The 25,177-nt window shown below is 65.8% G+C and carries 23 protein-coding genes and 1 riboswitch; of the genes, 3 read left to right on the top strand and 20 right to left on the bottom strand.

From position 1 onward, the window contains the following. Nucleotides 1-6: 6 nt before the first annotated feature. The 14 genes from CXQ91_RS18860 to CXQ91_RS18795 all read right to left on the bottom strand — a co-directional run bounded on the left by CXQ91_RS18860 (nucleotide 7) and on the right by CXQ91_RS18795 (nucleotide 10,833). The gene (locus CXQ91_RS18860) at nucleotides 7-1,551 is read right to left on the bottom strand and encodes a YifB family Mg chelatase-like AAA ATPase (RefSeq protein WP_104175418.1); all 1,545 of its coding nucleotides are present in this window, start codon (nucleotides 1,549-1,551) and stop codon (nucleotides 7-9) included. Continuing rightward, the gene (locus tag CXQ91_RS18855; RefSeq protein ID WP_104175417.1) at nucleotides 1,552-1,908 is read right to left on the bottom strand and encodes a YraN family protein; all 357 of its coding nucleotides are present in this window, start codon (nucleotides 1,906-1,908) and stop codon (nucleotides 1,552-1,554) included. A 494-nt stretch (nucleotides 1,909-2,402) separates the two neighbouring features. After that, entirely contained in the window at nucleotides 2,403-2,729 is a 327-nt protein-coding gene (locus tag CXQ91_RS18850) for a DUF2469 domain-containing protein (RefSeq protein WP_003806068.1), read from the bottom strand. A 96-nt stretch (nucleotides 2,730-2,825) separates the two neighbouring features. After that, on the bottom strand, nucleotides 2,826-3,491 hold the full coding sequence (locus CXQ91_RS18845) for a ribonuclease HII (RefSeq protein ID WP_104175416.1): 666 nt from the start codon (nucleotides 3,489-3,491) through the stop codon (nucleotides 2,826-2,828). Next, nucleotides 3,492-4,466 (bottom strand): signal peptidase I, encoded by a 975-nt coding sequence (lepB, locus tag CXQ91_RS18840; protein ID WP_258074119.1) that lies wholly within the window; start codon nucleotides 4,464-4,466, stop codon nucleotides 3,492-3,494. Continuing rightward, nucleotides 4,467-5,144 carry a signal peptidase I gene (lepB, locus tag CXQ91_RS18835; RefSeq protein WP_104175415.1) on the bottom strand — a complete coding sequence of 226 codons (678 nt, stop codon included), beginning with the start codon at nucleotides 5,142-5,144 and terminating at the stop codon, nucleotides 4,467-4,469. 84 nt (nucleotides 5,145-5,228) lie between these two features. Then, on the bottom strand, nucleotides 5,229-5,588 hold the full coding sequence (rplS, locus tag CXQ91_RS18830) for a 50S ribosomal protein L19 (protein ID WP_011692321.1): 360 nt from the start codon (nucleotides 5,586-5,588) through the stop codon (nucleotides 5,229-5,231). Between the two features lie 258 nt (nucleotides 5,589-5,846). Continuing rightward, entirely contained in the window at nucleotides 5,847-6,671 is an 825-nt protein-coding gene (gene trmD / locus CXQ91_RS18825; protein WP_104175414.1) for a tRNA (guanosine(37)-N1)-methyltransferase TrmD, read from the bottom strand. Beyond that, nucleotides 6,672-7,250 (bottom strand): ribosome maturation factor RimM, encoded by a 579-nt coding sequence (rimM, locus tag CXQ91_RS18820; protein ID WP_104175413.1) that lies wholly within the window; start codon nucleotides 7,248-7,250, stop codon nucleotides 6,672-6,674. A 139-nt stretch (nucleotides 7,251-7,389) separates the two neighbouring features. Continuing rightward, complete coding sequence (locus tag CXQ91_RS18815; RefSeq protein ID WP_011692324.1) at nucleotides 7,390-7,632, bottom strand: RNA-binding protein; 243 nt, start codon at nucleotides 7,630-7,632, stop codon at nucleotides 7,390-7,392. A 1-nt stretch (nucleotide 7,633) separates the two neighbouring features. Further along, nucleotides 7,634-8,056 (bottom strand): 30S ribosomal protein S16, encoded by a 423-nt coding sequence (rpsP, locus tag CXQ91_RS18810; protein WP_104175432.1) that lies wholly within the window; start codon nucleotides 8,054-8,056, stop codon nucleotides 7,634-7,636. Nucleotides 8,057-8,239: 183 nt separating this feature from the next. Then, nucleotides 8,240-8,677 carry a hypothetical protein gene (locus CXQ91_RS18805; RefSeq protein WP_181038954.1) on the bottom strand — a complete coding sequence of 146 codons (438 nt, stop codon included), beginning with the start codon at nucleotides 8,675-8,677 and terminating at the stop codon, nucleotides 8,240-8,242. A 113-nt stretch (nucleotides 8,678-8,790) separates the two neighbouring features. After that, nucleotides 8,791-9,666, bottom strand: coding sequence for a VOC family protein (locus tag CXQ91_RS18800; RefSeq protein WP_104175411.1), 876 nt, complete (start codon nucleotides 9,664-9,666; stop codon nucleotides 8,791-8,793). 84 nt (nucleotides 9,667-9,750) lie between these two features. Beyond that, the gene (locus CXQ91_RS18795; protein ID WP_104175410.1) at nucleotides 9,751-10,833 is read right to left on the bottom strand and encodes an amidohydrolase family protein; all 1,083 of its coding nucleotides are present in this window, start codon (nucleotides 10,831-10,833) and stop codon (nucleotides 9,751-9,753) included. A gap of 85 nt (nucleotides 10,834-10,918) precedes the next feature. Continuing rightward, nucleotides 10,919-11,026: riboswitch (TPP riboswitch) on the top strand. Here CXQ91_RS18795 and thiC point away from each other — a divergent pair. After that, a complete protein-coding gene (thiC, locus tag CXQ91_RS18790) occupies nucleotides 11,021-12,904 on the top strand; it encodes a phosphomethylpyrimidine synthase ThiC (RefSeq protein WP_104175431.1) in 1,884 nt (627 codons plus the stop codon). It overlaps the preceding riboswitch by 6 nt. Here thiC and CXQ91_RS18785 read toward each other — a convergent pair. Both CXQ91_RS18785 and ffh read right to left on the bottom strand, forming a co-directional pair. Further along, nucleotides 12,873-13,607, bottom strand: a complete 735-nt coding sequence (locus CXQ91_RS18785; RefSeq protein WP_104175409.1) for an alpha/beta hydrolase — start codon at nucleotides 13,605-13,607, stop codon at nucleotides 12,873-12,875. The genes thiC and CXQ91_RS18785 overlap by 32 nt on opposite strands. Before the next feature lie 81 nt (nucleotides 13,608-13,688). Beyond that, nucleotides 13,689-15,278: a signal recognition particle protein gene (gene ffh / locus CXQ91_RS18780; RefSeq protein WP_104175408.1), complete on the bottom strand. Its 1,590-nt coding sequence runs from the start codon at nucleotides 15,276-15,278 to the stop codon at nucleotides 13,689-13,691. A 151-nt stretch (nucleotides 15,279-15,429) separates the two neighbouring features. On the opposite strand from ffh, the gene CXQ91_RS18775 reads away from it, so the two are divergent. Then, a complete protein-coding gene (locus CXQ91_RS18775; RefSeq protein WP_104175407.1) occupies nucleotides 15,430-16,818 on the top strand; it encodes a glucose-6-phosphate dehydrogenase in 1,389 nt (462 codons plus the stop codon). An 81-nt stretch (nucleotides 16,819-16,899) separates the two neighbouring features. Here the strand turns inward: CXQ91_RS18775 and CXQ91_RS18770 are convergent, their stop codons facing one another. Next, a complete protein-coding gene (locus CXQ91_RS18770) occupies nucleotides 16,900-17,238 on the bottom strand; it encodes a P-II family nitrogen regulator (RefSeq protein WP_011692333.1) in 339 nt (112 codons plus the stop codon). Beyond that, on the bottom strand, nucleotides 17,235-18,587 hold the full coding sequence (locus CXQ91_RS18765; RefSeq protein WP_104175406.1) for an ammonium transporter: 1,353 nt from the start codon (nucleotides 18,585-18,587) through the stop codon (nucleotides 17,235-17,237). The genes CXQ91_RS18770 and CXQ91_RS18765 overlap by 4 nt, the downstream gene beginning before the upstream one ends. A 354-nt stretch (nucleotides 18,588-18,941) precedes the next feature. Here CXQ91_RS18765 and CXQ91_RS18760 point away from each other — a divergent pair, with 354 nt between their 5' ends. Next, complete coding sequence (locus tag CXQ91_RS18760) at nucleotides 18,942-20,087, top strand: MFS transporter (RefSeq protein ID WP_374953681.1); 1,146 nt, start codon at nucleotides 18,942-18,944, stop codon at nucleotides 20,085-20,087. Here CXQ91_RS18760 and ftsY read toward each other — a convergent pair. After that, on the bottom strand, nucleotides 20,084-21,298 hold the full coding sequence (gene ftsY / locus CXQ91_RS18755) for a signal recognition particle-docking protein FtsY (RefSeq protein WP_104175404.1): 1,215 nt from the start codon (nucleotides 21,296-21,298) through the stop codon (nucleotides 20,084-20,086). The genes CXQ91_RS18760 and ftsY overlap by 4 nt on opposite strands. Before the next feature lie 74 nt (nucleotides 21,299-21,372). Continuing rightward, nucleotides 21,373-24,981, bottom strand: coding sequence for a chromosome segregation protein SMC (gene smc, locus CXQ91_RS18750; protein ID WP_181038953.1), 3,609 nt, complete (start codon nucleotides 24,979-24,981; stop codon nucleotides 21,373-21,375). Between the last annotated feature and the right edge of the window lie 196 nt (nucleotides 24,982-25,177).

Below are 25,177 nucleotides of genomic sequence, written 5' to 3'. Positions count from 1 at the left end.
TTCCTTTCAGGCCGCGGCCGAGGCAGCTTGCCGGAGTCCCAGCGCCTGCCCGATGTCGTTGTCATCCGGGGCGTCACGGCAAGCCAGGTCCGCTAGCGTCCAGGCCAGCCGGAGGACCCGGTCATAACCGCGGGCGGTGAGCACACCGCGTTCCAGCGAGCGGTCGAGGATCCGGGTGGTGGGTGATGCCAGGCGCAGGGCACCGCGAAGTACGCGGCCCGGCACCTGCGAGTTGGTTTCCAGGCCCAGGGGCCGCAGCCTCTCCAGCTGGCGGATCCTGGCAGCACGAACCCTGGCGGCAACGGTCGCGGTGTCTTCTTCCGCACCCGACTGGCCGAAATCAGCAAGCGAAACCCTCTCCACCTGCAATTGAATGTCCACCCGGTCCAGCAGCGGCCCGGACATCCGCGCAAGGTACCGGCGCCTCATCATGGGCGTACAGGTGCAGTCGAGCCCTTTCCCCGAAGCCTTTCCGCACGGGCAGGGGTTGGCGGCCAGTACGAGTTGGAACCGTGCCGGGTAGGCGGCGGTGCCGGCGGACCGGTGAATGACCAGCTCGCCGCTCTCCAACGGTTGCCTGAGCGCATCGAGAACCCGCCGTTCATATTCCGGAGCCTCGTCAAGGAAGAGCACACCACGGTGCGCCCGGGACGCTGCGCCCGGCCGTGGCAGCCCGGAGCCGCCGCCGATGATGGCAGCTGCGCTGGCCGTATGGTGGGGATTCTCGAACGGCGGCCGGCGGAGGAGCTGCACTGCAGCTGACGACAGGGCGCACAGGGAGTGGATCGCGGTGACCTCCATGGCCTCGCCGTCAGCCAGGTCCGGCAGCAGGCCAGGAAGCCGTTCGGCGAGCATGGTCTTACCGGCCCCCGGAGGGCCCGACAGGAGCAAGTGATGGGCCCCGGCAGCGGCGACTTCCAGCGCTTTCCGGGCGTCGGCCTGGCCGGCGACATCACACATGTCCGGGGCCGGTCCCGCCAACGACGGACCATCGCCGGAAGTGTGCTCGTCATCCGGTTCAAAGTCCAAGGCAAGTTCCTGCGGATCCGCCCCGAAGTCACACGCGAGGCGGGCAAGGGTCCTGTAGCCGCGCACCCTGGCACCCGGCACGAGCCCTGCCTCTGCCTCATTCGCCTGCGCCACCACAACGTCCGGGTAGCCTGCCTGCACGGCGGCCATCACGGCCGGGAGGATGCCACGGACGGGCCTGAGCCTACCGTCAAGGCCCAGCTCGGCGATGAAGACAGTCCGCTCAGTCGATTTGATGTCGTTTGCTGCGCGCAGGACGGCCATGGTGATGGCCAGGTCGAAACCGGAACCACGTTTTGGCAACGATGCCGGGATGAGGTTGGCCGTGATCTTGCGCCGGCTCAGCGGGATGCCGGAATTCTGGGCCGCCGAGCGGATCCGTTCCTTGGCTTCGTTCAGCGATGCATCCGGAAGTCCCAGGATGATGAAGGCCGGGAGGGTCTGGCCGATGTCAGCTTCGACTTCAACGATGTAGCCATTGAGGCCTACGAGGGCCACAGAGTATGTCCTGCCGAGGCCCACCTAGCCCACCCCTTTGAGATGCTCCACGCGCGGCTGGCCGGCGCCGTCGTCAAGGACGGCAACCACGTCGACACGGCGGAAGGGCATCCGGAGTTCGTGGTCCCGGCACCAGGCCGAAGCCAGCCGGTGAAGGCGCGCCAGTTTGGCAACGCCGACGGCTTCAAAGGGATGCCCGTAGGCCAGGGATTTCCGCGTTTTGACTTCGGCGATGACCAGCGAATCGCCGTCAAGCGCCACGATGTCGATTTCGCCCTCGGGACAGCGCCAGTTGCGGTCCACGATCAGCATGCCCTGTGATTCCAGATATCCGGCAGCCAGTTCTTCCCCGCGCCGGCCAAGCAAGTCTTTGGCTCTCATTCTTACCTCCGCCACCAGCCTGCGGGAGCGGCGGAGCCAGGCATACCGGCCGGGGGCGCTATGTGGGAAACCCCGGCGAAGAGGTGCTGTGGAGGAGTGGTGGGCGGAGGTCAGGCGGACGGAACCGCCAGGCAGGAACCGCTAGGCGCGGGTTCCGCATCTCATGCAGTGGGCAGACTGGTGCGGCCGCTCATCGTAGAAACCGGCATGGCTGCTCCAGATGTGCCCTAGGAACCAGCAGAGTATTTTCATGGTGAGATCTTCTCTGATGTCAGCCGGGTAGGCGGTGCCAGTACGAGCCCTGCGGCGCTCGACTCAAGCACCGTCAGGATGTGTCTGCAGGACGCGAGACCCCTCCGCAACGCGGTAAGCCGTCGGAACAGAACTACGAATCAATCCCATACAGTAGTCTCGCGCCAAGGGGGGCGGGGATGCCAGACCCTGGGCAAAAAACAGGTAGTGCAACCGCCGACACGGTTGATCACTTGCCCGGATCAGTTGCCCAGGTCCACGTCCTTGGGAAGGGCCAGTTCCTCGTTCCGGGGCAGCTCTTCGACATTGACGTCCTTGAACGTAATCACCCGGACGCTCTTGACGAACCGGGCCGACCTATAGACGTCCCAAACCCAGGCATCCTGCAGGGTGAGGTCAAAATAGACTTCACCGTCTGCACTGCGCGCCTGCAGGTCAACGTGGTTGGCAAGGTAGAAACGCCGTTCGGTCTCGACTACGTAGCTGAACAGCCCGACGACGTCTCGGTATTCGCGGTAGAGCTGCAGTTCCATGTCGGTTTCATAGTTCTCAAGATCCTCGGCACTCATGGTTCCATCTTGCACTATTCAGCGCACCGCGTGGGCCATGGCGCCGGCCCTGCCGCCCGTTGCCCGCTCGCCGACCCCGCTCCACGGCGGCCCAGTTCAGAGAATCTGCCAGCTAACCCGGTGATAGGGCGTGGGTCCCGCGGCCCTGAGGGCTTCCTTGTGTGACGCCGTTCCGTAGCCTTTGTTTTCATTCCAGGCGAAGGCCGGGAACTCCGTGTGCAGCGTCCGCATGAGCCGGTCCCGCTCCACTTTGGCGAGGATGCTGGCGGCGGCCACACTCAAGCACTGCATGTCCGCCTTGACGAGGGTGTGGACCGGAGCGTCACACCCGGGCCCGGCCGGGGCGTCGTCAAAGAGGGACGCTTGTGTCTCCGGTGAGAGCCAGTTGTGACTGCCGTCGAGCAGCACCACATCGGGAGTGACACCGGCAGCCAGGATTTGCAGCCAGGCCCTTGTTCCCGCGGTCCGCAGCGCCGCGATGATGCCCATGGCGTCGATCTCGCTGGCCGAGGCGTGCCCCACCGCCGACGCGACGCTCCAGCTGCGCACGAGGGGTTCCAGCCGCTCACGGTCAGATTCCTTCAGCAGCTTGCTGTCGCGGACGTCGTCGAGAAGAACCGGGCGGCTGAGGTCGACGACGGCGATTCCGACGGTCACGGGTCCTGCAATGGCTCCCCGGCCGACTTCGTCGATGCCGGCCAGGAGCCTGGCACCGGTACTCAGGAAACGGTGCTCATAATCGAGGGTTGGTGCGATGGACATCTATTTTCCAGTCGGTGCGGGAACGTTCCGGAACACGTCGGGGTAGTTTCCCAGCCCGGTCAGCCTGTTGAGGGGCCAGGCAATGACGGCTGCCTTGCCCTCGATGTCGGGCATGTCGATGAAGCCGCCGTTGCTGTCCTGGTGGGCGCGGGAATCCGCCGAGTGGTTCCGGTTATCTCCCATCACCCAGATCTTGCCGTCCGGGACAACGACGTCGAAGTTCCGGATATCGGGCACCTCGGCGGGGTTGACGTACGTCTCATCAACTTCCTTGCCGTTGATGGTGAGTTTCCCGCCGGCGTCGCAGCAAACGACGTGGTCGCCGGGGAGGCCGATGACGCGCTTGACCAGGTGCTGCTCCGAATTGTCCGGCAGCAGGCCGACAAATGTCAGGCCGTCCTGGACCCAAGTGAACGGACCGTCCGCCTTGTCCGGCGTCGGCACCAGCCATCCCTTGGTGTCCTTGAAGACCACTACATCACCATGCTCAAGGGCAAAAGGCTCCGGCACCAGCAGGTTGACGAAGATGCGGTCGTTGACGTCGAGCGTGCTGACCATGGACTCGGACGGGATATAGAACGCCCTGAACAGGAACGTCTTGATCAGGAAGGACAGCACCACCGCGATGGCCACCACCGTGGCCACTTCCTTGATCCAAAGGTACAGCGGACTGTGGGCCTTGCTCTCCTTGGCCGGCTTTGATGGCCCGGCCTTGGAATGGGCGCCCTTCGAACCAGCAGCCCGGCCCTCTGACCGGAGAGCGGGCTGCTCCGATGCAGCGGACGGACCGGCCGAGGGAGCTGCCGGCGGTGCTACAGGCGGAGCTTCGGACGGCGACCCGGCATCCGCGTCCGTGGCAGTTGCCGAGTAGTCGCGTCCGGCGGCGTCGCGTCCTGTGTGGGCGCCTGAAGTGTGGGCGCCTCCGGCGGCGTCGCGCTTGAGCGGATCAGGAGTCCGGGGATCGGTCTCGGGCATCTACTGTCCGTCCTTCGTCGTCGTGCTGGTTTCTGCGGGCCGGGGCACGGCCGCAAATCTGTCGAGTGGCCAGATGATCTGGACCGGCCTGCCGATCACCCGGTCCAGGGGCACCATGCCGCCTCCCGGTGCGCCCAGCAGGCTTCGGGAATCAGCGGACATGGACCGGTGGTCTCCAAGCAACCATAGCCGTCCCGCCGGAACGATCACACTGAACTTCTGCTTGCTCGCCACGTCCCCGCCATAGAGGTATGGTTCCTCAAGCGCCTGACCGTTAACTGTGAGCCGCTGCTGGTCATCGCAGCAGATGACATGATCGCCGGGCAACCCGATAACCCGCTTTATGTAGGTTGTATCACTGCCTGTAATGCCAAGCCAGTGTCCGGCCGCCGCGGCGGCATCCTGCACCGGTCCGTTGCCGCTGTTGAGCGGAGCGAACGACCCGCGGCCGTCGAAGACCACGACGTCACCGCGCCGGACAGGTCGGGACTGGAAATCGGTACGGGAAACCAGGATCCTGTCCCCCGCGCCGAAGAGCGGTTCCATGGAGGCGGACGGTATGTAGTACACATCCAGCCAGAGGGCGCGGACAAGTCCGCTGATGAGCAGCGCCAGCGCAAGGGCGAGCAACGCAAAACGCCAGCCCAGTTTCCTGGGCTGGCGTTCTGACTGGTCCATGATCCGTATCCTGTGGCGCTGTTGCGGAAGGCTCCGGCGCGGGCCGGATCCGGGTTCTGGACCCGCCGTGGAAGTCCGGAAGACTTACTTGGCGGTGCTGAAGTCGCGCTTTTCCTTGATCTTCGCAGCCTTACCGCGCAGTGCACGCATGTAGTAAAGCTTGGCGCGGCGGACGTCACCCTTGGTGACGACCTCGATCTTGTCGATGATCGGGGAGTGCACCGGGAAGGTACGCTCTACGCCGACACCGAAGGAAACCTTGCGGACCGTGAAGGTTTCGCGGATGCCGTCGCCCTGGCGGCCCAGGACGAAGCCCTGGAAGACCTGGACACGGGAGTTCTTGCCTTCGATGATGTTCACGTGAACCTTGAGGGTGTCACCCGCGCGGAACTGGGGAACATCGGTGCGCAGCGAGGCTGCATCTACGGTATCGAGGATATGCATTGATCCACTCCTGGTGAACGCCACAGGTCATCCACTTTGGGTCACGGCTGCCAAGCCCGGGAAAAGACCCGGAAATCACTGCCGAAAGTTTTCTGATCCGGCTCCATCACTGATTGACGGGACCGGGGTGCCGGGCTGTTGGTGACGCTCCCCCTGTGGCAGGTGCGCACCCAGCAGGCACAAGGACTAATTTTGCCACATTCGGAGGATTCCGGCGAATCAGGAACCGCCTTGCGGCGGTCGTTGCTCCGCCGGACGTCAGCCTTGGGCGGCCGTGCCCTCTCCGCCCGCCGCCGGGCGGAGCCGCAGGCGACCGTCGACGACGTCGTACCCGAGGTCCCCGAGCGCGGTGCGGTCCGCACGCGGCAGCTTTCCGGCGTCGAACACCTCGAGCAGGTCCGGCCGCCTTTCGGCGGTGCGCCGGTACTGCTCGTGGCGCCTCCACTGGGCAATTTTGCCGTGGTTGCCGCTCAGCAGCACGGGCGGAACGTCGCGGTCCCGCCAGCTGGAGGGCTTGGTGTACACCGGGTATTCCAGGAGACCGTCAGAGTGGGATTCCTCGACCAGGGACTCCGGATTGCCGACAACGCCGGGAAGGAGCCGCACGATGGCCTCGGTCATGGCCAGGACGGCCACTTCTCCGCCGTTAAGGACGTAGTCCCCCAGGCTCAGGGGCCGGACAGTGAAGTGCTCTTCCGCCCACTCGATGACCCGCTCGTCGATGCCCTCGTACCGGCCGCAGGCGAAAACCAGCTGTTCTTCCTCCGCGAGCTCGTATGCCAGCGCCTGGGTGAACCGTTCGCCCGCGGGTGACGGGACGATCAGCACCGGCTTGCGGGAGGGGTCGTCGTCCCCGGCCGCAGCCACCGAGGCCAGCGCCTGCGCCCACGGTTCAGCCTTCATCACCATGCCGGCGCCGCCGCCGTACGGGGTGTCGTCCACCGTCCGGTGCTTGTCCGCGGTGAACTCCCGGAGGTCGTGGACGTTAAGGTCCAGCAGGCCGTCCTGGCGCGCCTTCCCGATCAGGGAAAGTTCCAGGGGCGCAAGGTACTCGGGGAAGATGCTGACGACGTCGATCCTCATTTACGCGTTGTCTCCGGCCTCAGTCTTGCCCGATCCGGCGTCGCCGGTCTCCGTCGTTTCGCCGGACTCATCAGCGTTGATGTCGAAGAGCCCCGGCGGCGGGGTGACCAGGATGTACTTTTCACCGACATTGACCTCGGGCACGATCTCTTCCACGAAGGGAATCAGGATCTCTTTGCCGTCGGTTGCCTCCACGACAATGAGGTCCTGGACCGGAAGGGTGTGCAGCCCGGAAACCTTGCCCACAACGGCGTCGCCCACCCGGACCTCGAGGCCGACGAGCTCATGCTCATACCAGCCCTCGTCGTCGTCCTCGTCAAGCTCTTCGGTCTCGATGAACAGTTTGGCGCCGCGCAGGGCTTCGGCCTGGTTGCGGGTCTCGATGCCTTCAAAACCCAGCAGCAGGATGTCCTTGTTCCAGCGGGCGCTGTCCACGGTCAGCGTCCCCACCGACGCGGGCTCAACCACGAATTCCGTGCCTGGAATGAAGCGGTCCTCCGGCGCGTCGGTCAGGACCTGGACGGTCACTTCGCCGCGGATGCCGTGCGGTTTGCCGATTCGTGCCACCTGAAGCTGCATCTGTTCCTCTGTTCCGGGAGTCGTTCTGTTCGGGTTCTGCTGCGCGCCTACTGCCGCGCCGGGTCTTGCTGAAAACAGTCCGGCCCCTCCACCATGATCTGGTGAAGGGGCCGGACTTGAGACAAATATTGCGGGGCGTTTACCGGCGGCGGTCTGTGTCGACGACGTCGACCCTGACCTGTTCGCCGCCGGCCAGCGCCGCCACGACAGTGCGCAATGCGCGTGCCGTGCGGCCCTGACGACCGATCACCCGTCCGAGGTCGTCCTGGTGAACGCGCACCTCGAGGGTGTCCCCGCGGCGGTTGTTCTTCGCACTGACCTTGACGTCCTCAGGACTGTCAACGATCCCGCGGACTAGGTGTTCGAGCGCTTCTGCCAGCAATTTACTCAGCCTCGGTGGTCTCTGCTGCTGCGTCGGCGGGGGCCTCGGCGGCGTCGTCCTTCTTGGCCTTCTTGGTGATGGCTTCCGGGATGATCACGGAACCCTTTTCCGGGGTAACGAAGGCAGCCTTGGGAGCCTTGGTCTTCAAGGTGCCCTCCTGGCCGGGGAGACCCTTGAACTTCTGCCAGTCACCGGTGATCTTGAGGATCGCGGCGACCTGCTCGGACGGCTGTGCGCCGACGCCGAGCCAGTACTGGGCACGGTCCGTGTCGACCTCGATGTACGAGGGCTCTTCGGTCGGGTGGTACTTGCCGATTTCTTCGATGGCACGGCCATCACGCTTGGAGCGTGCGTCCATGACGACGATGCGGTAGTACGGTGCGCGCATCTTACCGAAGCGCTTAAGGCGAATCTTTACGGCCACTTTTGTGGTCACTCCTGTTTCTGAAACGGGGTCGAGCCCGGCGTTCTGCACCCGTGGGGCGGGCCGTACTAGGGGGTTCTAAAAGGACAAGATCCGGACGCGGAGAGAGGGGCCACGCAGATCGAGTACCTGTTCATTGTGCCAGATCAACGCCGGGATTTCGACTTGACACACAGCGGCCGGTCAGGACGACCAGACGTACAGCCCGGTTCGGGCATTGGGGTCCACACTGCCGGCGAGCTGGGCCAGCCTCTGGACATAGCCGCGGGCCTCCTCGGACCCGAAGGGCATGTCCTCCTCCGCCGCCCACCTGGCCGCCACATCCTCCAGGATGTTGCCCTCCCCCTCGGTCTCATAGCTGAGGAGTTCCGCGAGTGCGCGGACCATGGCCGCCGGTACGCCCAGCAGTGAATCGCTGGCCACATCCACCATGGCCAGTTCGTAGTCCGCGCCCGCCGCGTGCACCGCCGTGCCGGCCAGGTCGCCGAGCTGTTCAATTTCAAAATCGCTGATGTCCGGAATCCGGAGCGCCTCCGGAGCCGCGGGCCCCCCGCCGTCGAGTACCCCCGCGCGCTTGAGGGCCTCATCGTGGGTGGAAACAAAGATTTCGGTGAAACCCATGGAAATCATCCTCATTCCGTCGGCGGTGTGATGGTCCTGGCGGGCAGCTTTGCGGCTGCCCGGGGCCTTCCGGATTCAGCCTAACCCAGATGGACGTGCTGGTCAGCGCACCCTTAGCGGACCGCGACGCGGATCCGGTTGCGCCACGGATCCTCGAACCGCAGCTCCGCCCCCGTGTGGTGGGACTGGACGCCGGCAACCCGCAAACGGTCAGCGAGCGCGCCGACGTCGTCGCCCCCGGGAACTTCGATCAGGACTTCACCCAGGCCCAGCGTGTCTTGCCGCGGCCCTGCGCCCCTGCTGTTCCAGACGTTCATGGCCATGTGGTGGTGATAGCCGCCGGCCGAGACGAACAGGGCCTGCCCGTGCCATCCTGCGGTTTTCTCGAAACCAAGCGTGCCCACATAGAAGTCGTGCGCTGATTGCACATCGCCAACTTGGAGGTGGACGTGCCCGACGCCGGCCCGCGTCTCCCGCTGACCGCTCACCGCACCCTCGGTCAGGTGTTCCTGCAGGAACCTCTGCGGCGGCAGGGCAAGGCTGTCCATGACCACGTTGCTGCCCTCCCAGGACCAGGCCTCACGCGGGCGGTCCCAGTAGAGCTCGATGCCGTTGCCCTCCGGGTCGCTGAAGTAGAAGGCCTCGCTGACAAGGTGGTCCGCGCTGCCGGTGAACAGCCCCGGTTCATACCGGGCTGCGGAGGCCACCGTGGCAGCGAGCGACGGCCGGTCCTCGAACAGCAGCGCCGTATGGAACAGTCCGGCCTCACCCCGGGCGGGAAGGTTCAGTCCGGGGGCCGGCGCCAGGTGGACCAAGGACCTTCCGCGCCGGCCAAGGTACACGCCGCCATCCTGCTCGGCCACCGGCTCCAGCCCGAGCGCCCGCTGGTAATAGTCCGTCATCAGCTTCATGTTCCCCACTTTGAGCATCACCGTGCCCATGGCGAGATCGGCGGGCAGCAGGTCCTTGATGCTGGATTCTGTGGTCATGGCAACTCCAAACTCCCGAAACTCCGCCACCGGCATCCGGCGACGATTACATAGAGTTAAATTACTTGAAGCTTCAATTTATTCCTAGCGGAGCTGGGTGCCCCGAAGCACGATGTGTTGGAGATCCCGCAGCGTCGCCGGACTGGTCCGGGGGTCCTGTGCGCACAGCACGACGTCTGCACTGGCACCTTCCGTAATGCCGTCGGCTCCCAGCCATTCCCGCGCTGCCCATGACGCCGCGTCCAGCGCCGCTTCCGCCGGCAGGCCGGCGGCATGAAGCGCGTGGATCTCGTCCACGATCCGTCCGTGGCCGATGACGCTGCCCGCATCGGTCCCGGCGTAGATCGGCACGCCCGCTTCGTAGGCTTCCAGGATCCGATCGTTCCGCCGCTGCCACAGCGCCCGCATGTGCGCTGCGTAGCGCGGGAACTTCCCTTCGGCCCGGTCAGCGATCTCCGGAAAGGTCGCAATATTGATGAGCGTGGGCACAATCGGGACGCACTGTTCCACGAACCGGGGCAGGTGCCGCGGGAGAAGGCCGGTTCCGTGTTCGATGCAGTCGATGCCGGCGTCGAGCATGTCATCCAGCGTGTCCTCGGCGAAACAGTGCGCGGTCACCCTGGCGCCTTCATCGTGGGCGGCGCGGACAGCGTCCCGCACCACGGCGGCGGGGAACGACGGCGCGAGGTCGCCGGCGCCGCGGTCGATCCAGTCCCCCACCAGCTTGACCCAGCCGTCGCCCGCGAGTGCCTGCTTCCGCACTGCCTCGACCAGGCCGTCCGGTTCAACCTCGACGGCGAATCCCCGCAGGTAGCGGCCCGTCCTGGCGACATGCCGACCCGCCCGGATGATCCTGGGCAGCTCGGGGCGGTGCTGGAGCCAGCGCGTGTCGTGCACGGCGCCGGCGTCGCGGACCAGCAGGGTACCGGCGTTCCGGTCCGTCATGGCCTGCTCTTCGGCCAGGGACTCGGTAACGTCCCCGGCGGGTCCGAGTCCGATGTGGCAGTGCGCATCCACCAGGCCCGGCAGGACCCAGCCCTTCAGCACAATGTCGGCGCGAACGGCCGGCCGCTTGAACGTCAGCCTGCCGTCGACAGCCCAAAGGCCGTGCCGTTCCTGGTCCGGGGCGGTGAGCACGGTCCCGCTGAATTCGATGATGCCAGCCATGTTTCAAGCCTAGTCCGGCGGGCTGCCGCCGCCGGACTTGACCGCCATGTGACAAGGGCACGGCCCGGCCCTGTGGTAGCTTCGTTTACGACCACACGGGTGCCCTTGCAGGGGCTGAGATCGGGCTGACGCGGCCTGCGACCGTTGAACCTGTCCGGGTAATGCCGGCGAAGGAAGTGAGTATTCCGTGAATACACAAGAAACACAGCTGATCCCTGCCCAAAACGACACCGATTCCGGCAAGTCGGGCACGATTGAAACGCAGTCCCTGAAGTCCCATTCGTTGGCGTTCATCGCCGACGAGGCCACCGGGATCAAGGTGCCGGTGACCGAAATTGCCCTGGAGGACTCTCCGGGCGGCGCTGCCAACCCCCCGTTCCGGGTGTACCGGACAGCGGGGCCCGGAAGCGATCCCGTGGTGGGCCTGGAACCGTTCAGGACCCGGTGGATTGAATCCCGGGCCGACACCGAGCCCTACAGCGGCCGGGAACGGAACCTGCTCGACGACGGCAAGTCGGCTGTGCGCCGCGGCGCCGCGTCCGCCGAGTGGAAGGGCGCGCAGCCCGTGCCCCGCCGCGCCGTCGAAGGCAAGACTGTCACACAGATGCATTACGCACGGCAGGGTGTGGTGACACCCGAGATGCAGTTCGTTGCCCTCCGCGAGAACTGCGACGTGGAGCTGGTCCGCAGCGAAGTGGCTGCCGGCCGCGCCATCATCCCCAACAACATCAACCACCCGGAATCCGAACCGATGATCATCGGCAAGGCCTTCCTTGTGAAGATCAATGCCAACATCGGCAACTCGGCAGTTACCAGCTCCATTGCCGAGGAAGTGGACAAACTGCAGTGGGCCACCCAGTGGGGCGCCGACACGGTGATGGACCTGTCCACCGGCGACGACATCCACACCACCCGGGAATGGCTCATCCGCAACTCCCCGGTCCCGATCGGCACGGTACCGATCTACCAGGCACTGGAGAAGGTCAACGGCGAGGCGAACGCCCTCACCTGGGAGATCTTCCGGGACACCGTGATCGAGCAGTGCGAGCAGGGCGTGGACTACATGACCATCCACGCCGGGGTGCTGCTCCGCTACGTACCGCTCACAGTCAAGCGGGTCACCGGAATCGTGTCCCGGGGCGGCGCCATCATGGCGGGGTGGTGCCTGGCGCATCACCAGGAAAACTTCCTGTACACGCACTTCGACGAGCTGTGCGAGATTTTCGCCAAGTACGACGTCGCGTTCTCGCTGGGCGACGGACTGCGGCCGGGTGCGACGGCTGACGCGAACGACGCCGCCCAGTTCGCCGAACTGGACACCCTGGCCGAACTGACGCAGCGCGCCTGGGAGTTCGACGTGCAGGTGATGGTGGAAGGCCCCGGCCACGTGCCGTTCCACCTGGTCCGCGAGAACGTGGAACGCCAGCAGGAACTGTGCAAGGGCGCCCCGTTCTATACCCTCGGGCCCCTGGTCACGGACATCGCCCCGGGCTACGATCACATCACCTCGGCCATCGGCGCCACGGAAATCGCCCGCTACGGCACGGCCATGCTCTGCTACGTAACACCCAAGGAGCACCTCGGGCTGCCGAACAAGGACGATGTCAAAACCGGTGTGATCACCTACAAGATCGCCGCCCATGCCGCCGACCTCGCCAAGGGCCACCCCGGCGCGCATGAACGTGACGACGCGCTGTCCAAGGCCCGGTTCGAATTCCGCTGGCGGGACCAGTTTGCCCTGTCGCTGGACCCGGTCACCGCCGAAGCGTTTCATGACGAGACGTTGCCTGCCGAACCGGCGAAGACTGCCCATTTCTGTTCGATGTGCGGTCCCAAGTTCTGCTCGATGCGCATCAGCCAGGACATCAGGGACGAATACGGTTCAGCCGAGGCCCAGACGGCCCTTGCCGAGATGGCTGCCGGCATGCGTGAGAAAAGCAACGAATTCCTTGCCGCGGGCGGCAAGGTCTACCTGCCGGAGCTTAACCTTCCTGCCCCGAAGGGGCCGGGCCCGCGCAGCATTGCCGGTGAAGGAACCGCTAAGACGCCTGTGAGTGCTGACGCCGGCTGACCTCTGCGATGAACGACCGGATGAACCGGTCGCCTTCCACCGAGTCCTGAGGCCGGTGTCCGCCCGCGGCAACGCGGTGCAGGGCACCGGTTTCGCGCAGGTAGCCGGCGATTTCCTCATAAAGCGGCTCCCAGCCTCCGGTGAGGACCAGGGTGGGAACTCCGGGCACGATCTGAAGCGGAGCCTCCCACGGAGGTGCCTGCAGCCGGAGCCGGCGGGCGGCACTCCGCGCCTCCGGCGTCGCCGGGTTGTCGCTGTGCACGGAAAACGCCCGACGGACGAACTCCCGCTGGAAGTCATCGTCTCCGAGCTGGTGCCGCACATCAAACAGCGGCTGCATCAGGGCACGGTGTGCGGCGGTCGCCGGCAGTTCGGCGGTCAGGGACAGGCAGGCGGGCTCCACGAGCGTGAGGGAATGCACCAGGGCCGGTTGTTCGACGGCCGCCATCATGGCCGCGATGGCACCTTGGGAATGCGCCACAACATGCCCGCCGGCAGCGCCCCGGCCCTCGTCCGCCAAAGCACCCAGAACAATGTCGGCGTCGGCCTGGAAGTCCGATTCGAGGGGTTCCGCGGCAGCGTCAAAGCCATGGCGGCGAAGGAACAGAGCGTCGTAGGCCAAGGCCATGCCGTGCTGCTTGGGCCACGCGGCGGACCCGAAGGCCCCCGAACCGTGGACGAACACTACGCGCTGCTTAAACATGGACCAACCCTATGGCAATCGCCGGACATTCCGGCCAGCAGACACCGGAGCTGCCCGTGCGGATGACTTCGCCGCCAGGAACTACTTGCTCCCGCCGAGGAACTTGTCGAAGCCCTTGGGCAGGTTGAGCTGTGACGGATCAAAGTCCGCTCCCTGCTGGCCGAACGCGGCGCCGCTGGGAAGTGCCTTCCCGGCGTTCGCGCGCCGGGCCTCGGCTTCGCGGAGTTCCTGGGCGGCCTTGGCCGGGTTTCCGGACTTGGCCTTCTTCTTGGGCGCGTTCTTGACGCCCTTGCGGGCACCTCCGCCGCCGCCCATGCCAGGCATTCCAGGCATCCCGGGCATCCCGCCGCCGGCTGCCATCTTCTTCATCATCTTCTGCGCCTGGGCAAACCGCTCCAGCAGGCCGTTGACGTCCGAGACATGCATGCCCGAGCCCTTGGCGATGCGCGCCCTGCGTGAACCGTTGATGATCTTGGGGGCAACGCGCTCGTGCGGGGTCATCGAACGGACGATCGCTTCCACCCGGTCGATTTCGCGTTCGTCGAACTGCTCAAGCTGCTGGCGGATGTTCTGCGCACCCGGCATCATCATGAGCATTTTCTTCATGGAGCCCATGTTGCGGATCTGCTGCATCTGGGCCAGGAAATCGTCGAGCGTGAAGTCCTCCTGGTCGGCGAATTTCTTCGCCATCCGGGCGGCTTCGTCCTTGTCCCACGACTTTTCGGCCTGTTCGATCAGGGTGAGGACGTCACCCATGTCGAGGATGCGGGACGCCATGCGGTCGGGGTGGAACAGCTCAAAGTCGTCCACGCCTTCACCGGTCGAGGCGAACATGACGGGCTTACCGGTGACCGACGCGACGGACAGGGCGGCACCGCCGCGGGCGTCGCCGTCGAGCTTGGAAAGCACAATGCCGGTGAAGTTGACACCCTCATCGAAGGCGAGCGCCGTGTTGACCGCATCCTGGCCGATCATGGAGTCGATGACGAAGAGCACTTCGTTCGGGACAATGGCCCGGCGGATCTGGCGTGCCTGCTCCATCATTTCGGCGTCCACGCCGAGCCGTCCCGCAGTGTCCACGATGACGACGTCGTGCAGCTTCTGGCGCGCTTCTTCAACGCCGGCGCGGGCGACCGCGACGGGGTCGCCGGCCGGGTGATCCAGCTCGGTGGACGTGGCGCCCGGGTGGGGTGCGAACACCGGAACCCCGGCGCGCTTGCCCACCACCTGGAGCTGGGTGACGGCGTTCGGCCGCTGAAGGTCGCAGGCAACCAGGATGGGGCTGTGGCCCTGGGACTTCAGCCATTTGGAGAGCTTGCCGGCGAGGGTGGTCTTACCGGCGCCCTGGAGGCCGGCCAGCATAATGACGGTGGGGCCGGTCTTGGCCAGGCGGATGCGCCGGGTTTCGCCGCCCAGGATCTCAACGAGTTCCTCGTTGACGATCTTGACGATCTGCTGGCTGGGGTTCAATGCACCGGAAACCTCGGCGCCGAGGGCACGTTCGCGCACCCGTCCCGTGAATTCCCGCACCACGGACACGGCAACGTCAGCGTCCAGCAGGGCCCGCCGGATCTCGCGGACGGTGGCATCAACGTCCGCCTCGGTAAGGCGGCCCTTGCCACGGAGATTCTTGAAGGTTGCTGTCAACCGGTCAGAGAGTGAATTGAACACGCGCCGTGCACTTCTTTCAGTGGATCTACAGCTGGCGGCCGGTGCGGCTCGCCAGAGTCGTGACTGTTGTTGGCCTGGACCAACTGCCTCGACAACGGGACTCGACTATCTAGGGTACCAAGACAGCCCTTCAAGATGACATGCTGGCAGGATGGCCAGCCAAACAACTGTAAAAACCCTGCTCATCCTTGGTGCGTCCGGGGACCTCACCGGCAGGCTGCTGCTGCCGGGACTGGCCCGGTTGGCCGCCAAAGGGCGGGCAGCCGGGCTCGCACTCGTGGGAGCCGGCTCGGATCCATGGACGCCGGAACAGTGGCTCGAGCGCGTGGAGTCGTCCTTCGCCGATTCGAACTCGCAGGCAGACGCTGCGGGCAAGCGGGAGCTCAAGCGGATCGCCGGAACAACCGCTTACCACCAGCTTGACGTGACGGCGGGCGGGGAGCTCGCCGCCCTGTTGTCCGGCCTTGAGGCTCCGGTGGCCGTCTATTTCGCGCTTCCGCCCCACGTCAGCCAGAAGGCGTGCGAAGTGCTGGCCCCCGGGGACGTTCCGGCGGGCACGCGGCTCGTGATGGAAAAGCCATTCGGGTCCAGTGAGGATTCCGCCCGCCATCTCAATGAGACCCTGGCGGCGCTGGTCCCGGAGGACCACATCCACCGGGTGGACCACTTCCTGGGCAAAGCGACGGTGCTCAACATCCTGGGCCTCCGCTTCGCGAACACTTTCCTGGAACCTGTCTGGAACCGGGACTACATCGAAAAGGTGGAGGTCATCTTTGACGAGGACCTGGCCTTGGAAGGCCGCGCCCGCTACTACGACGCCGCCGGCGCGCTCCGGGATATGATCCAGAGCCACCTGCTCCAGATCATGGCCCTGATGGCCATTGAGCCACCCGCCTCCGTTGACGAGCGCGATCTCCGGGATGCGGTGGCCACCCTCCTGCGCGCCAGCAGCATCAAGGCGCCCTACCGCTCCAGCACCCGCCGCGCCCGGTACACGGCAGGATCCATTGACGGGCGGAAAGTGCCGGACTACGCCAAGGAGAAAGGCGTGGACGCGTCCAGGAACACCGAGACGCTGGCCGAGGTGCAGGTGGACATCGATAACTGGCGCTGGCAGGGCGTCCCCTTCATCCTCCGTTCAGGCAAGGCGCTCGGGGCAAAACGCAAGGAAGCCGTGGTCACCTTCAAGCCGGTGCCCCATCTGCCCAGGGGTTTCACCGGCGTTGACTCACCCAATCAGCTCAGGATCGGGTTCGGGCCGGACACCCTGCAGTTCGACGTCGACGTGAACGGCCCCGGCAACGTCCTCAGCCTTGACAGGACCACCCTCAATGCCGAACTCAGCGCTTCCGAGCTGCTCCCCTACGGTGAGGTGCTCGAGGGCGTCCTCACCGGCGATCCGCTGCTGTCGGTGCGGGCGGACACCGCCGAGGACTGCTGGCGGATCGTTGAGCCGGTGATCAAGGCATGGAGCCGCGGCAGTGTTCCGCTGGAGGAATATGCCGCCGGAACCTCGGGACCGGAAAACTGGCCTGTCTAGGCCTTCCGCAACAAAAGCGGGCCCGGCGCCTTTTCAGGTGCCGGGCCCGCTCTTTGCCGAAAGGCTTGGGCTGGCCGGGTGCTAGATGGCGGCCGAGCCGCGTTCTCCCGTGCGTACTCTTACAGCTTCAAAAACATCCACCGTCCAGACCTTGCCGTCTCCGGCACGCCCTGTGTTGGAGCTGGCGATGATGACATCCAGGATGTCGTCCGCCTGTTCGTCCGTGGCCAGTACCTCGACGCGGATCTTGGGAAGCAGGTCCACGTTGTACTCAGCCCCGCGGTACACCTCCGTGTATCCGCGCTGCCTGCCGTATCCGCTGGCGGCGCTGACCGTAAGGCCCTGCACACCATAGGATTCGAGCCCCTCCCGGATGGAGTCGAGCTTTTCCGGCCGGACGATTGCTGTGATCAGTTTCATGCCCCCACACTTTCCTTGCCTGATGCTGCGTCAGTCTTCTTGCCGTCTTCCGAGACCGGAGCCGGCTCGTCGCCCTGCTTGCCGGTGATCAGTTCATGCAGCGGCTGGAAGCTCCCGCCGTGGCCGCCGACGCCGAATTCGTAGGCGGTTTCTGCGTGCAGGCTGAGGTCCACACCCACAACTTCCTGCTCCTGGGAGACGCGGAAGCCCATGGTCTTGTGGATGGCCAGTGCGATCACCGTGGTCAGGATGGCCGAGTAGGCGATCGCGATTCCTGCCGCTGCGAGCTGTGCCCACAGCTGGGTGAGTCCGCCGCCGTAGAACAGGCCGCCGCCGACGCCTTCGACAGGAAGGGCGATGAAGCCGAGCGCCACGGTGCCGATAACGCCTGAGACCAGGTGGACGCCGACAACGTCCAGGGAGTCATCGAAGCCCCAGCGGAACTTCAGGCCGACTGCCAGGGCGGATGCCGCACCGGCTACGAGGCCGAGGCCCAGCGCACCGACCGGGCTGACGTTTGCACAAGCCGGGGTGATGGCAACCAGGCCGGCGACAACACCGGATGCTGCACCGAGCGAGGTCGGGTGGCCGTCGCGGATACGCTCCGTGATGAGCCAGCCGAGCATGGCAGCTGCCGGAGCGGCGAGCGTGTTGACCCAGATGAGGCCGCCCTGTTCCGCCGTGGTTGCTGCGCCGCCGTTGAAGCCGAACCAGCCGAACCAGAGGATGGCTGCACCGAGCATCACGAACGGGATGTTGTGCGGGCGGTGGTTCGGGTCCTTGCCGAAGCCCTTGCGGTTGCCGATGATCAGAACAAGGATCAGCGCAGCCACACCGGCGTTGATGTGGACCACGGTGCCGCCGGCAAAGTCGATGGCCGGGCCCAGTGCCTGGCCAATAGCGCCTTCGGGGCCGAAGAGCCCTCCGCCCCAGACCATGTAGGCCAGCGGGCAGTAGACCAGCGTGACCCAGACGGGCACGAACACGGTCCATGCGCCAAACTTGGCGCGGTCCGCGATGGCGCCGCTGATCAGTGCCACCGTGATGATGGCGAAGGTTGCTGCGTAGCCGACCTTGATGAGTCCGTCCGGAGCGGTGATGCCTTCGAGGCCGAACGTTGCGAACGGGTTACCGACGATCTGCAGGAAACCTTCGCCGGAGCTCATGGATGCACCCCAGAGCACCCACACCACGCCGACCATTCCGATGGAGATGAAGCTCATCATCATCATGTTCAGCGCGGCCTTCGCCCGTGTCATGCCGCCGTAGAAAAATGCCAGTCCTGGTGTCATGAACAGCACGAGTGCCGCCGCAACCATGAGCCATACGTGACCTGCGGTAAGTTCCATGGTGCACGTCCTCCCTTGCCTAGATGCTTAGTTGTTCCAGCGGAGTCTTCCGCTGGAACAACGCGTTTTGCGTTCTTAGACGATTTTTGCCGGGCTGTGTTTCGCCGGCGGAGGAATTAGATGTCCGGGTTGTTACAACAACCTCCCGGAAGTAAATGGTGCATATCCTGCTTGTTACGGTTATGTTTCAGCAGTCCAAAACCGCCCCTTTATAGCACCCGCAAGGACACCGGCCCCATGACCGATCGTTTCCGCCCCGCCAAGGCCCTGCCGCGCCGGAACAGGGCCCAGTCCGGCCGCACGGATGGTGCGGCGCAGCCCGCTACCACCAGGTTGCCGCGCGACATCAAGGTGATGCTCGCCGCGGCGTTCCTGATTGCGCTCGGTTTCGGACTGGTGGCGCCGGTGTTGCCCCAGTTCGCCACCACCTTCGACGTCGGGGCCACTGCCGCCGCCGTGATCGTGAGTATTTTTGCATTCATGCGGCTGCTGTTCGCACCAGCCGGCGGCGCCCTGATCGTGAGGCTGGGCGAACGGCCCGTCTATGTGGCCGGACTGCTGATCGTGGCGGCCTCAACCGCAGCGTGCGCGTTCGCCCAGGACTATTGGCAGCTGCTCATCTTCCGGGGCCTCGGCGGCGCGGGTTCTGTGATGTTCACGGTGGCTTCAATGGCCCTGGTGGTGCGGCTTGCGCCGCCGGAGAGCCGCGGCCGGGTTTCCGGCGCGTACGCTTCCGCTTTCCTGATCGGCAATGTCTGCGGACCCATTGTGGGCGGCCTGCTTGCCGGCTTCGGTCTTCGCATTCCGTTCCTGGCGTATGCGGCCGCGCTGGTCCTGGCGGCGCTTGTGGTGCAGACCCAGCTCAGCCACGTCCCCGGTAAATCACGCAAGGACGGCGGACTGGAGCAGGCCATGGGCCTGGGTGAGGCTCTGCATGACAGCGCCTACCGGGCAGGCCTTTTCTCCAGCTTCGCCAACGGCTGGGCAACCTTCGGTGTGCGCATGGCCACTGTTCCGCTTTTCGCTGTTGCGGCGCTGGGTGCCGGACCCGCGGCGGCGGGGTGGGCCCTGGCCGTCTTTGCCGGCGGCAACGCCGCAGCGCTCACGGTCTCGGGGAAACTCGCGGACAGCCTCGGCCGGAAGCCCATGATGATTGCCGGGCTGGTCCTCACCGGCGTGGCGACAGCGGGAATCGGGCTGACCCACGACATGCCCTGGTTCCTGGCGGCCTCCGCCGTCGCAGGTATTGGTTCGGGCCTGCTGGGACCTGCCCAGCAGGCCGCCATTGCCGATGTGATCGGCAATGGCCGCTCCGGCGGCCGCGTGCTGGCCGCCTTCCAGATGATGTCCGACGCCGGCGCCATCATCGGCCCGGTTCTCGCCGGGCTCCTCGCCGACCGGCTCGGCTACGGCTGGGCCTTCGGCGTCACCGGCGGAGTGCTGATCGTCGCTGCCGCCGGCTGGCTGTTCGCCCGTGAGACGTTTCGGCGAACCGCTTAGTTCAGCAGCGCGTCCACAAAACTCTCGACTTCGAACGGGGCAAGGTCGTCCGCGCCCTCGCCCAGACCGATCAGCTTGACGGGGACGCCGAGCGACTTCTGGATGGCCACCACGATGCCGCCCTTGGCCGTGCCGTCCAGCTTGGTGAGGACGATACCGGTGATGTTGACCACCTCGGAGAACACCCGGGCCTGGTTCAGGCCGTTTTGTCCGGTAGTGGCGTCCAGCACCAGCAGGACCTCGTCCACCTCGGCCAGCTTCTCGATGACACGCTTGACCTTGCTGAGTTCGTCCATGAGGCCCACTTTGTTCTGGAGCCGGCCGGCGGTATCGATCATGACAACGTCGACTTCCTGGTCGATGCCTGCCTTGACCGCTTCGTAGGCAACGGAGGCGGGATCGGCGCCGTCGACGTCGGACTTGACGGTGGGCACGCCCACCCGCTGGCCCCATGTGGCGAGCTGTTCGGCGGCGGCCGCACGGAAGGTGTCCGCCGCGCCCAGCAGGACGTCCTTGTCCTCGGCCACGAGGACGCGGGCGAGCTTGCCTACGGTCGTGGTCTTGCCGACTCCGTTCACGCCCACCACCATCATGACGGAGGGAGTGTCGGCGTGGCGCTCCGTGCGGAGGCTGCGGTCCATGGTCGGGTCCACGAGCTTGATCAGTTCTTCGCGAAGCAGGGCTTTCACCTGCTCGGGGGTCCGTGTTCCCAGCACCTTGACGCGCTCCCGGAGGGCGTCGACCAACTGCATGGTCGGTTCGGTGCCAAGATCGGCGAGCAGGAGGGTCTCTTCGACTTCGTCCCAGACGTCTTCATCAATCTTGTCGCTGGACAGGAGGGCCAGCAGGCCCTTGCCGAGGATGTTGTTTGACTTGACCAGGCGTTCGCGGAGCCGGGTGAGGCGTCCCGCCACCGGAAGCGGCGTCTCCACCGCAATGACCTCAAGTCCCGCCGCGTCGTCGGGGACCTCGGCCGTTTCCAGTTCTTCGAGGTCGACGGCGTCGGGCGCCTTGCGTTCAGGCGTCACCGCCGGGCGGTCCTCCACCAGCGTTCCGCCCGCGCTGCGCGCGGACTCGACGGGGTCGTTGGCGTCGCGGGTGCCCGGGTACTTGGTAATGTTCCGGCGGGTCTTGATGAAGACCGGGATCAGCCCGCCAATGACCACCAGGGCAGCGAGGATGGCAAGAATAATGGGGAGGATGTCATTCACTCCCCTAGCTTCTCACAATCGCAGCGGACGCTGCCGGAGCCTCAGCCGGACGTCAGCGCTCGGCCGAATGCGGGTTAGACTTCGGCTCCGAGGCGCTGGCTGATGACCGTTGAGACACCGTCGCCCCGCATGGTGACCCCGTAGAGCGCATCAGCAACCTCCATGGTCCGCTTCTGGTGCGTGATGACGATCAGCTGGCTGGACTCGCGGAGTTCCTCAAAAATGGTAATGAGCCGGCCCAGGTTGGTGTCGTCCAGGGCGGCCTCGACCTCGTCCATCACGTAGAACGGCGACGGCCGCGCCTTGAAGATGGCAACGAGCAGGGCAACTGCCGTCAGTGAACGCTCGCCGCCGGACAGCAGGGAGAGGCGCTTGATCTTCTTGCCGGCCGGCCGTGCCTCGACCTCAATTCCGGTGGTCAGCATGTCGGAGGGGTCGGTCAGGACGAGCCTGCCTTCGCCGCCGGGAAAGAGCCGCGCGAAAACGCGGACAAACTGCGCCGAGGTGTCGGCGAACGCTTCGGCGAACACCTTCTGCACCCGATCATCCACTTCCTTGATGATGTCCAGCAGGTCCTTGCGGCTGGACTTAAGGTCTTCGAGCTGGGTGCTGAGGAATTGGTGCCGTTCCTCCAAAGCAGCGAATTCCTCGAGCGCCAGCGGATTCACCCGCCCCAGGGAGGACAGGTCCCGCTCTGCTTTCCGGAGCCGTTTTTCCTGCTCTTCGCGAACGAACGGTTTGCCTTCCCGGACCGGCTTTCCGTCGTCGTCCACAGGTGCGCGGAGTGCCGCCCACTTGTCACCGGTTTCCCCAGCGGGTACGGGCACCGGCTGGTCAGGTCCGTAGTCCGCCACCAACTGGTCCGGCGACAGGCCGAGTTCCTCGATCGAGCGCAGTTCGAGGGCCTCGATCCGCAGCCGCTGCTGGGTGCGGGCAAGCTCATCGCGGTGCACCGAGTCCGTCAGTTCCGCCAGCTCCCGGCCGAGTGTGTCGTTCTGCGACCGGACCTCCACGAGTTCGCGGTCCCGGTGCTCCCGTTCTTCCTCTGCGAGATCCCGCGCGCGCAGGGCAAGATCCACGGAGACGTCCATGAAAGCGACGACCTGCTCCACAGCGGCCGAAACAGCCGCCGCCCTGCCGGCCTGGAGCCGGCGGCGGCGGGCCCGCTGAGCGGCCTCTTCACGTGCGCGGCGCTCGGCCACCGCTGCCCGTTCAAGGGACAGGACCCGGTTGCGGGTGGCCGTCAGCTGTTCCTCGGCGCTCCGCAGGGAAAGCCTGGCCTCCATCTCGGCCGACCTCGCCGCCGACGCCGCAGCCGCCAGTTCGTCGCGGAGTTCCGGCGAGGGCTCCTCATCCTCAGGGGCCTCCCGGGCTGCGTCCAGTCGCGCGGCCGCGGCCTGCAGAGCCTCCTGCTCGGCAACGATGTTTGCCTCGGCCTTGGCCAGCGACGTGCCAAGCCGTTCGCTCTCGCCCACTGCGCTTCGCAGCACTGAGTTCAAGTGGCCCAGCCGTTCGGCCACGGCAGCGAGCCTGGCATCCGATTCGTGGAGCCGGTCCAAGGCGGTGTCCGCGCGCTCCTGGGCTTCTGCCCGGCGGGCCTGGGCCGAGGCCAAAGCAAACCGGTTCCGTTCAAGGTCCGCGCAGACACTGGCGAGCCTTGCTTCAGCGTCGTCGACGGCGGCCTGCACCTCCAGCAGCGACGGCGCATTCGCCGAACCGCCCCGGACGGTGAAAGCAGTGAAGGCGTCGCCCGCACGAGTCACCACAGTCAGCCCTGGTTGCGCCTGGATGAGCTCTGACGCCGATTCGAGGTCCTCAACAACAGCTGTTCCGGCCAGCAGCGTGCGCACGAGGCTTCCCAGCAGCGGTCCCGAGGCCGTGACCAGGTCCGCAGCCCAACGGGCACCGCCGGCAAGGGGCTGTGGACCAGGCGCGGATGTCCCTGCTGACACTTCCTCGGCGCATCCGTCAGGGGCTGCCAGCAGCAGCGAGGCAAGGCCGGCGTCGTCGTCCTTAAGCAGCTGCAGGGCTTCGACGGCGGTGCCGGCGTCCCGGACGACGACGGCGTCAGAGGAATTTCCCAGGGCAGCGGCGATTGCCGCTTCAAAGCCGGCCTCGACGGCGAGCATCGACGCAAGGGGCCCTACGATGCCGGGCAATCCCGAATCGGCGACGCGACCCGAACCATCCTTACGGCTGAGCCCCAGCTGCAGCGCATCCCGCCGGGCCACGAGGGCGTCCCGTTCCCGTTCGCCCTCACGCTCGGCGGATTTCAGCTCATCGATGTCCGCCAGGATTGAGTCCAGGACAGCGCTGGCGTCCTCGTAATCGGCGTCAAGTGTTTCCTCGCCGTCCTCGACGCCTGCCACTTGCGATTCCAGTGCAGTGAACTCGCTCTGGGCGCGGCGGCGGCGCTCGTCGCCCGCAGCCTGGGATTCCCGGAGCCTGCCAAGTTCTGCCTGCGCGGACTCAACGCGCGACCGGGCGGCGCCCACCTGGCCTGCCAGTTTTGCCAGCCCTTCGCGGCGGTCCGCTGCAGCGCGGAGTACCGCGGCCAGTCTTTTGTCCTCGGCGCTGGCCGCACTTTCGGCATCCTGCTTGGCTGCCGTGGCGGCCTCCAGTGCAGTGCGTTTTTCCAGGATGCCGTCTTCCAGCGCCCGCTGTTCTTCGCGGACCCGCGCCGCGTTCCGTTCGAGCTGCTCCGGGTCCCGGCCGGAGTCCGGGACATCGTCCGCGGCACCAAGCAACCGGCGCCGCTCTTCGGCAAGAGACCCGAGGGAGCGCATCCTCTCCCGCCCCGCCGAGAGCTGATACCACGTGTCCCGGGCAGCGTTGAGCTTTGGTGTGGCTTCGGCCGCAAGCTGTTCCAGGGCTGCCTGCCGCTGGCGTCCGGTTTCCAGGCCTTGCCCGACAACGGCCCTGCGCGCCTTCAGGGCAGATTCATCGGCCACGTCCTGGGCCAGGGTGGACTGTAACTGCACGAGGTCGTCCGCGAGGAGCCGCGCCCGGGCGTCCCGTACATCGAACTGGACGCTTTGGGCTCGGCGCGCCACTTCGGCCTGTTTGCCGAGCGGGGTCAGCTGACGGCGGATTTCGCTGGTGAGGTCGCTCAGCCGCTGCAGGTTTGCCTGCATCGCTTCCAGCTTCCGGACCGTCTTTTCCTTGCGCCGGCGGTGCTTGAGGATGCCTGCTGCCTCTTCAATGAAGCCGCGCCGGTCCTCCGGCGTGGCGTGCAGGACCTTGTCCAGCTGACCCTGCCCCACGATGACGTGCATTTCCCGGCCCAGGCCGGAATCGGACAGGAGCTCCTGGATGTCCAGGAGGCGGCAGCCGGCACCGTTGATGGCGTATTCGGATCCGCCGGTGCGGAAAAGCGTCCGGGAGATGGTCACTTCGCTGTATTCAATCGGCAGCGCACCGTCTGTGTTGTCGATGGTCAGGGACACGTGTGCCCGGCCCAGCGGCGGACGGCCGGACGTGCCCGCGAAGATGACGTCCTCCATCTTGCCGCCGCGCAGCGTCTTGGCACCCTGTTCGCCCATGACCCAGGCCAGCGCATCCACGACATTCGATTTCCCGGAGCCGTTCGGGCCGACCACTGCAGTGACGCCCGGCTCAAAGTCGAACGTCGTGGCTGACGCGAACGACTTGAATCCGCGGACGGTCAGGCTCTTGAGGTGCAAGGTGTTTCGGATCTCCTGAGTGGCTGAAGCGGCTTGTTCCTGCCCTAAATCTACTGCGTGGCAACGACAAAACCCGGATTTGGGCATTTTGCAGCTGCCAAACCCTTGCCACCCTTGGCCGCCTGCCTTTAGACTCGCGGCTAAGGGTTGCTTGACGCTGCTCGAGCCGGTGGTCTCACATCGGTTCGACTTGGCA

The sequence above is a fragment of the Arthrobacter sp. Y81 genome (genome assembly GCF_002929335.1).
Classification (GTDB): Bacteria; Actinomycetota; Actinomycetes; order Actinomycetales; family Micrococcaceae; genus Arthrobacter.
The sequence above is the reverse complement of the archived record's forward strand: the minus strand, read 5'-3'. Positions and strand labels throughout refer to the sequence as shown.

Excerpts from the sequence above, each read along its gene's own strand:
- CXQ91_RS18855 (WP_104175417.1), bottom strand. The coding sequence starts at position 1,908 with ATGAGAGCCAAAGACTTGCTTGGCCGGCGCGGGGAAGAACTGGCTGCC.
- CXQ91_RS18850 (WP_003806068.1), bottom strand. The coding sequence starts at position 2,729 with ATGAGTGCCGAGGATCTTGAGAACTATGAAACCGACATGGAACTGCAG.
- CXQ91_RS18845 (WP_104175416.1), bottom strand. The coding sequence starts at position 3,491 with ATGTCCATCGCACCAACCCTCGATTATGAGCACCGTTTCCTGAGTACC.
- lepB (WP_258074119.1), bottom strand. The coding sequence starts at position 4,466 with ATGCCCGAGACCGATCCCCGGACTCCTGATCCGCTCAAGCGCGACGCC.
- lepB (WP_104175415.1), bottom strand. The coding sequence starts at position 5,144 with ATGGACCAGTCAGAACGCCAGCCCAGGAAACTGGGCTGGCGTTTTGCG.
- rplS (WP_011692321.1), bottom strand. The coding sequence starts at position 5,588 with ATGCATATCCTCGATACCGTAGATGCAGCCTCGCTGCGCACCGATGTT.
- trmD (WP_104175414.1), bottom strand. The coding sequence starts at position 6,671 with ATGAGGATCGACGTCGTCAGCATCTTCCCCGAGTACCTTGCGCCCCTG.
- rimM (WP_104175413.1), bottom strand. The coding sequence starts at position 7,250 with ATGCAGCTTCAGGTGGCACGAATCGGCAAACCGCACGGCATCCGCGGC.
- CXQ91_RS18805 (WP_181038954.1), bottom strand. The coding sequence starts at position 8,677 with ATGGGTTTCACCGAAATCTTTGTTTCCACCCACGATGAGGCCCTCAAG.
- CXQ91_RS18800 (WP_104175411.1), bottom strand. The coding sequence starts at position 9,666 with ATGACCACAGAATCCAGCATCAAGGACCTGCTGCCCGCCGATCTCGCC.
- CXQ91_RS18795 (WP_104175410.1), bottom strand. The coding sequence starts at position 10,833 with ATGGCTGGCATCATCGAATTCAGCGGGACCGTGCTCACCGCCCCGGAC.
- CXQ91_RS18785 (WP_104175409.1), bottom strand. The coding sequence starts at position 13,607 with ATGTTTAAGCAGCGCGTAGTGTTCGTCCACGGTTCGGGGGCCTTCGGG.
- CXQ91_RS18775 (WP_104175407.1), top strand. The coding sequence starts at position 15,430 with ATGGCCAGCCAAACAACTGTAAAAACCCTGCTCATCCTTGGTGCGTCC.
- CXQ91_RS18770 (WP_011692333.1), bottom strand. The coding sequence starts at position 17,238 with ATGAAACTGATCACAGCAATCGTCCGGCCGGAAAAGCTCGACTCCATC.
- CXQ91_RS18765 (WP_104175406.1), bottom strand. The coding sequence starts at position 18,587 with ATGGAACTTACCGCAGGTCACGTATGGCTCATGGTTGCGGCGGCACTC.
- CXQ91_RS18760 (WP_374953681.1), top strand. The coding sequence starts at position 18,942 with ATGCTCGCCGCGGCGTTCCTGATTGCGCTCGGTTTCGGACTGGTGGCG.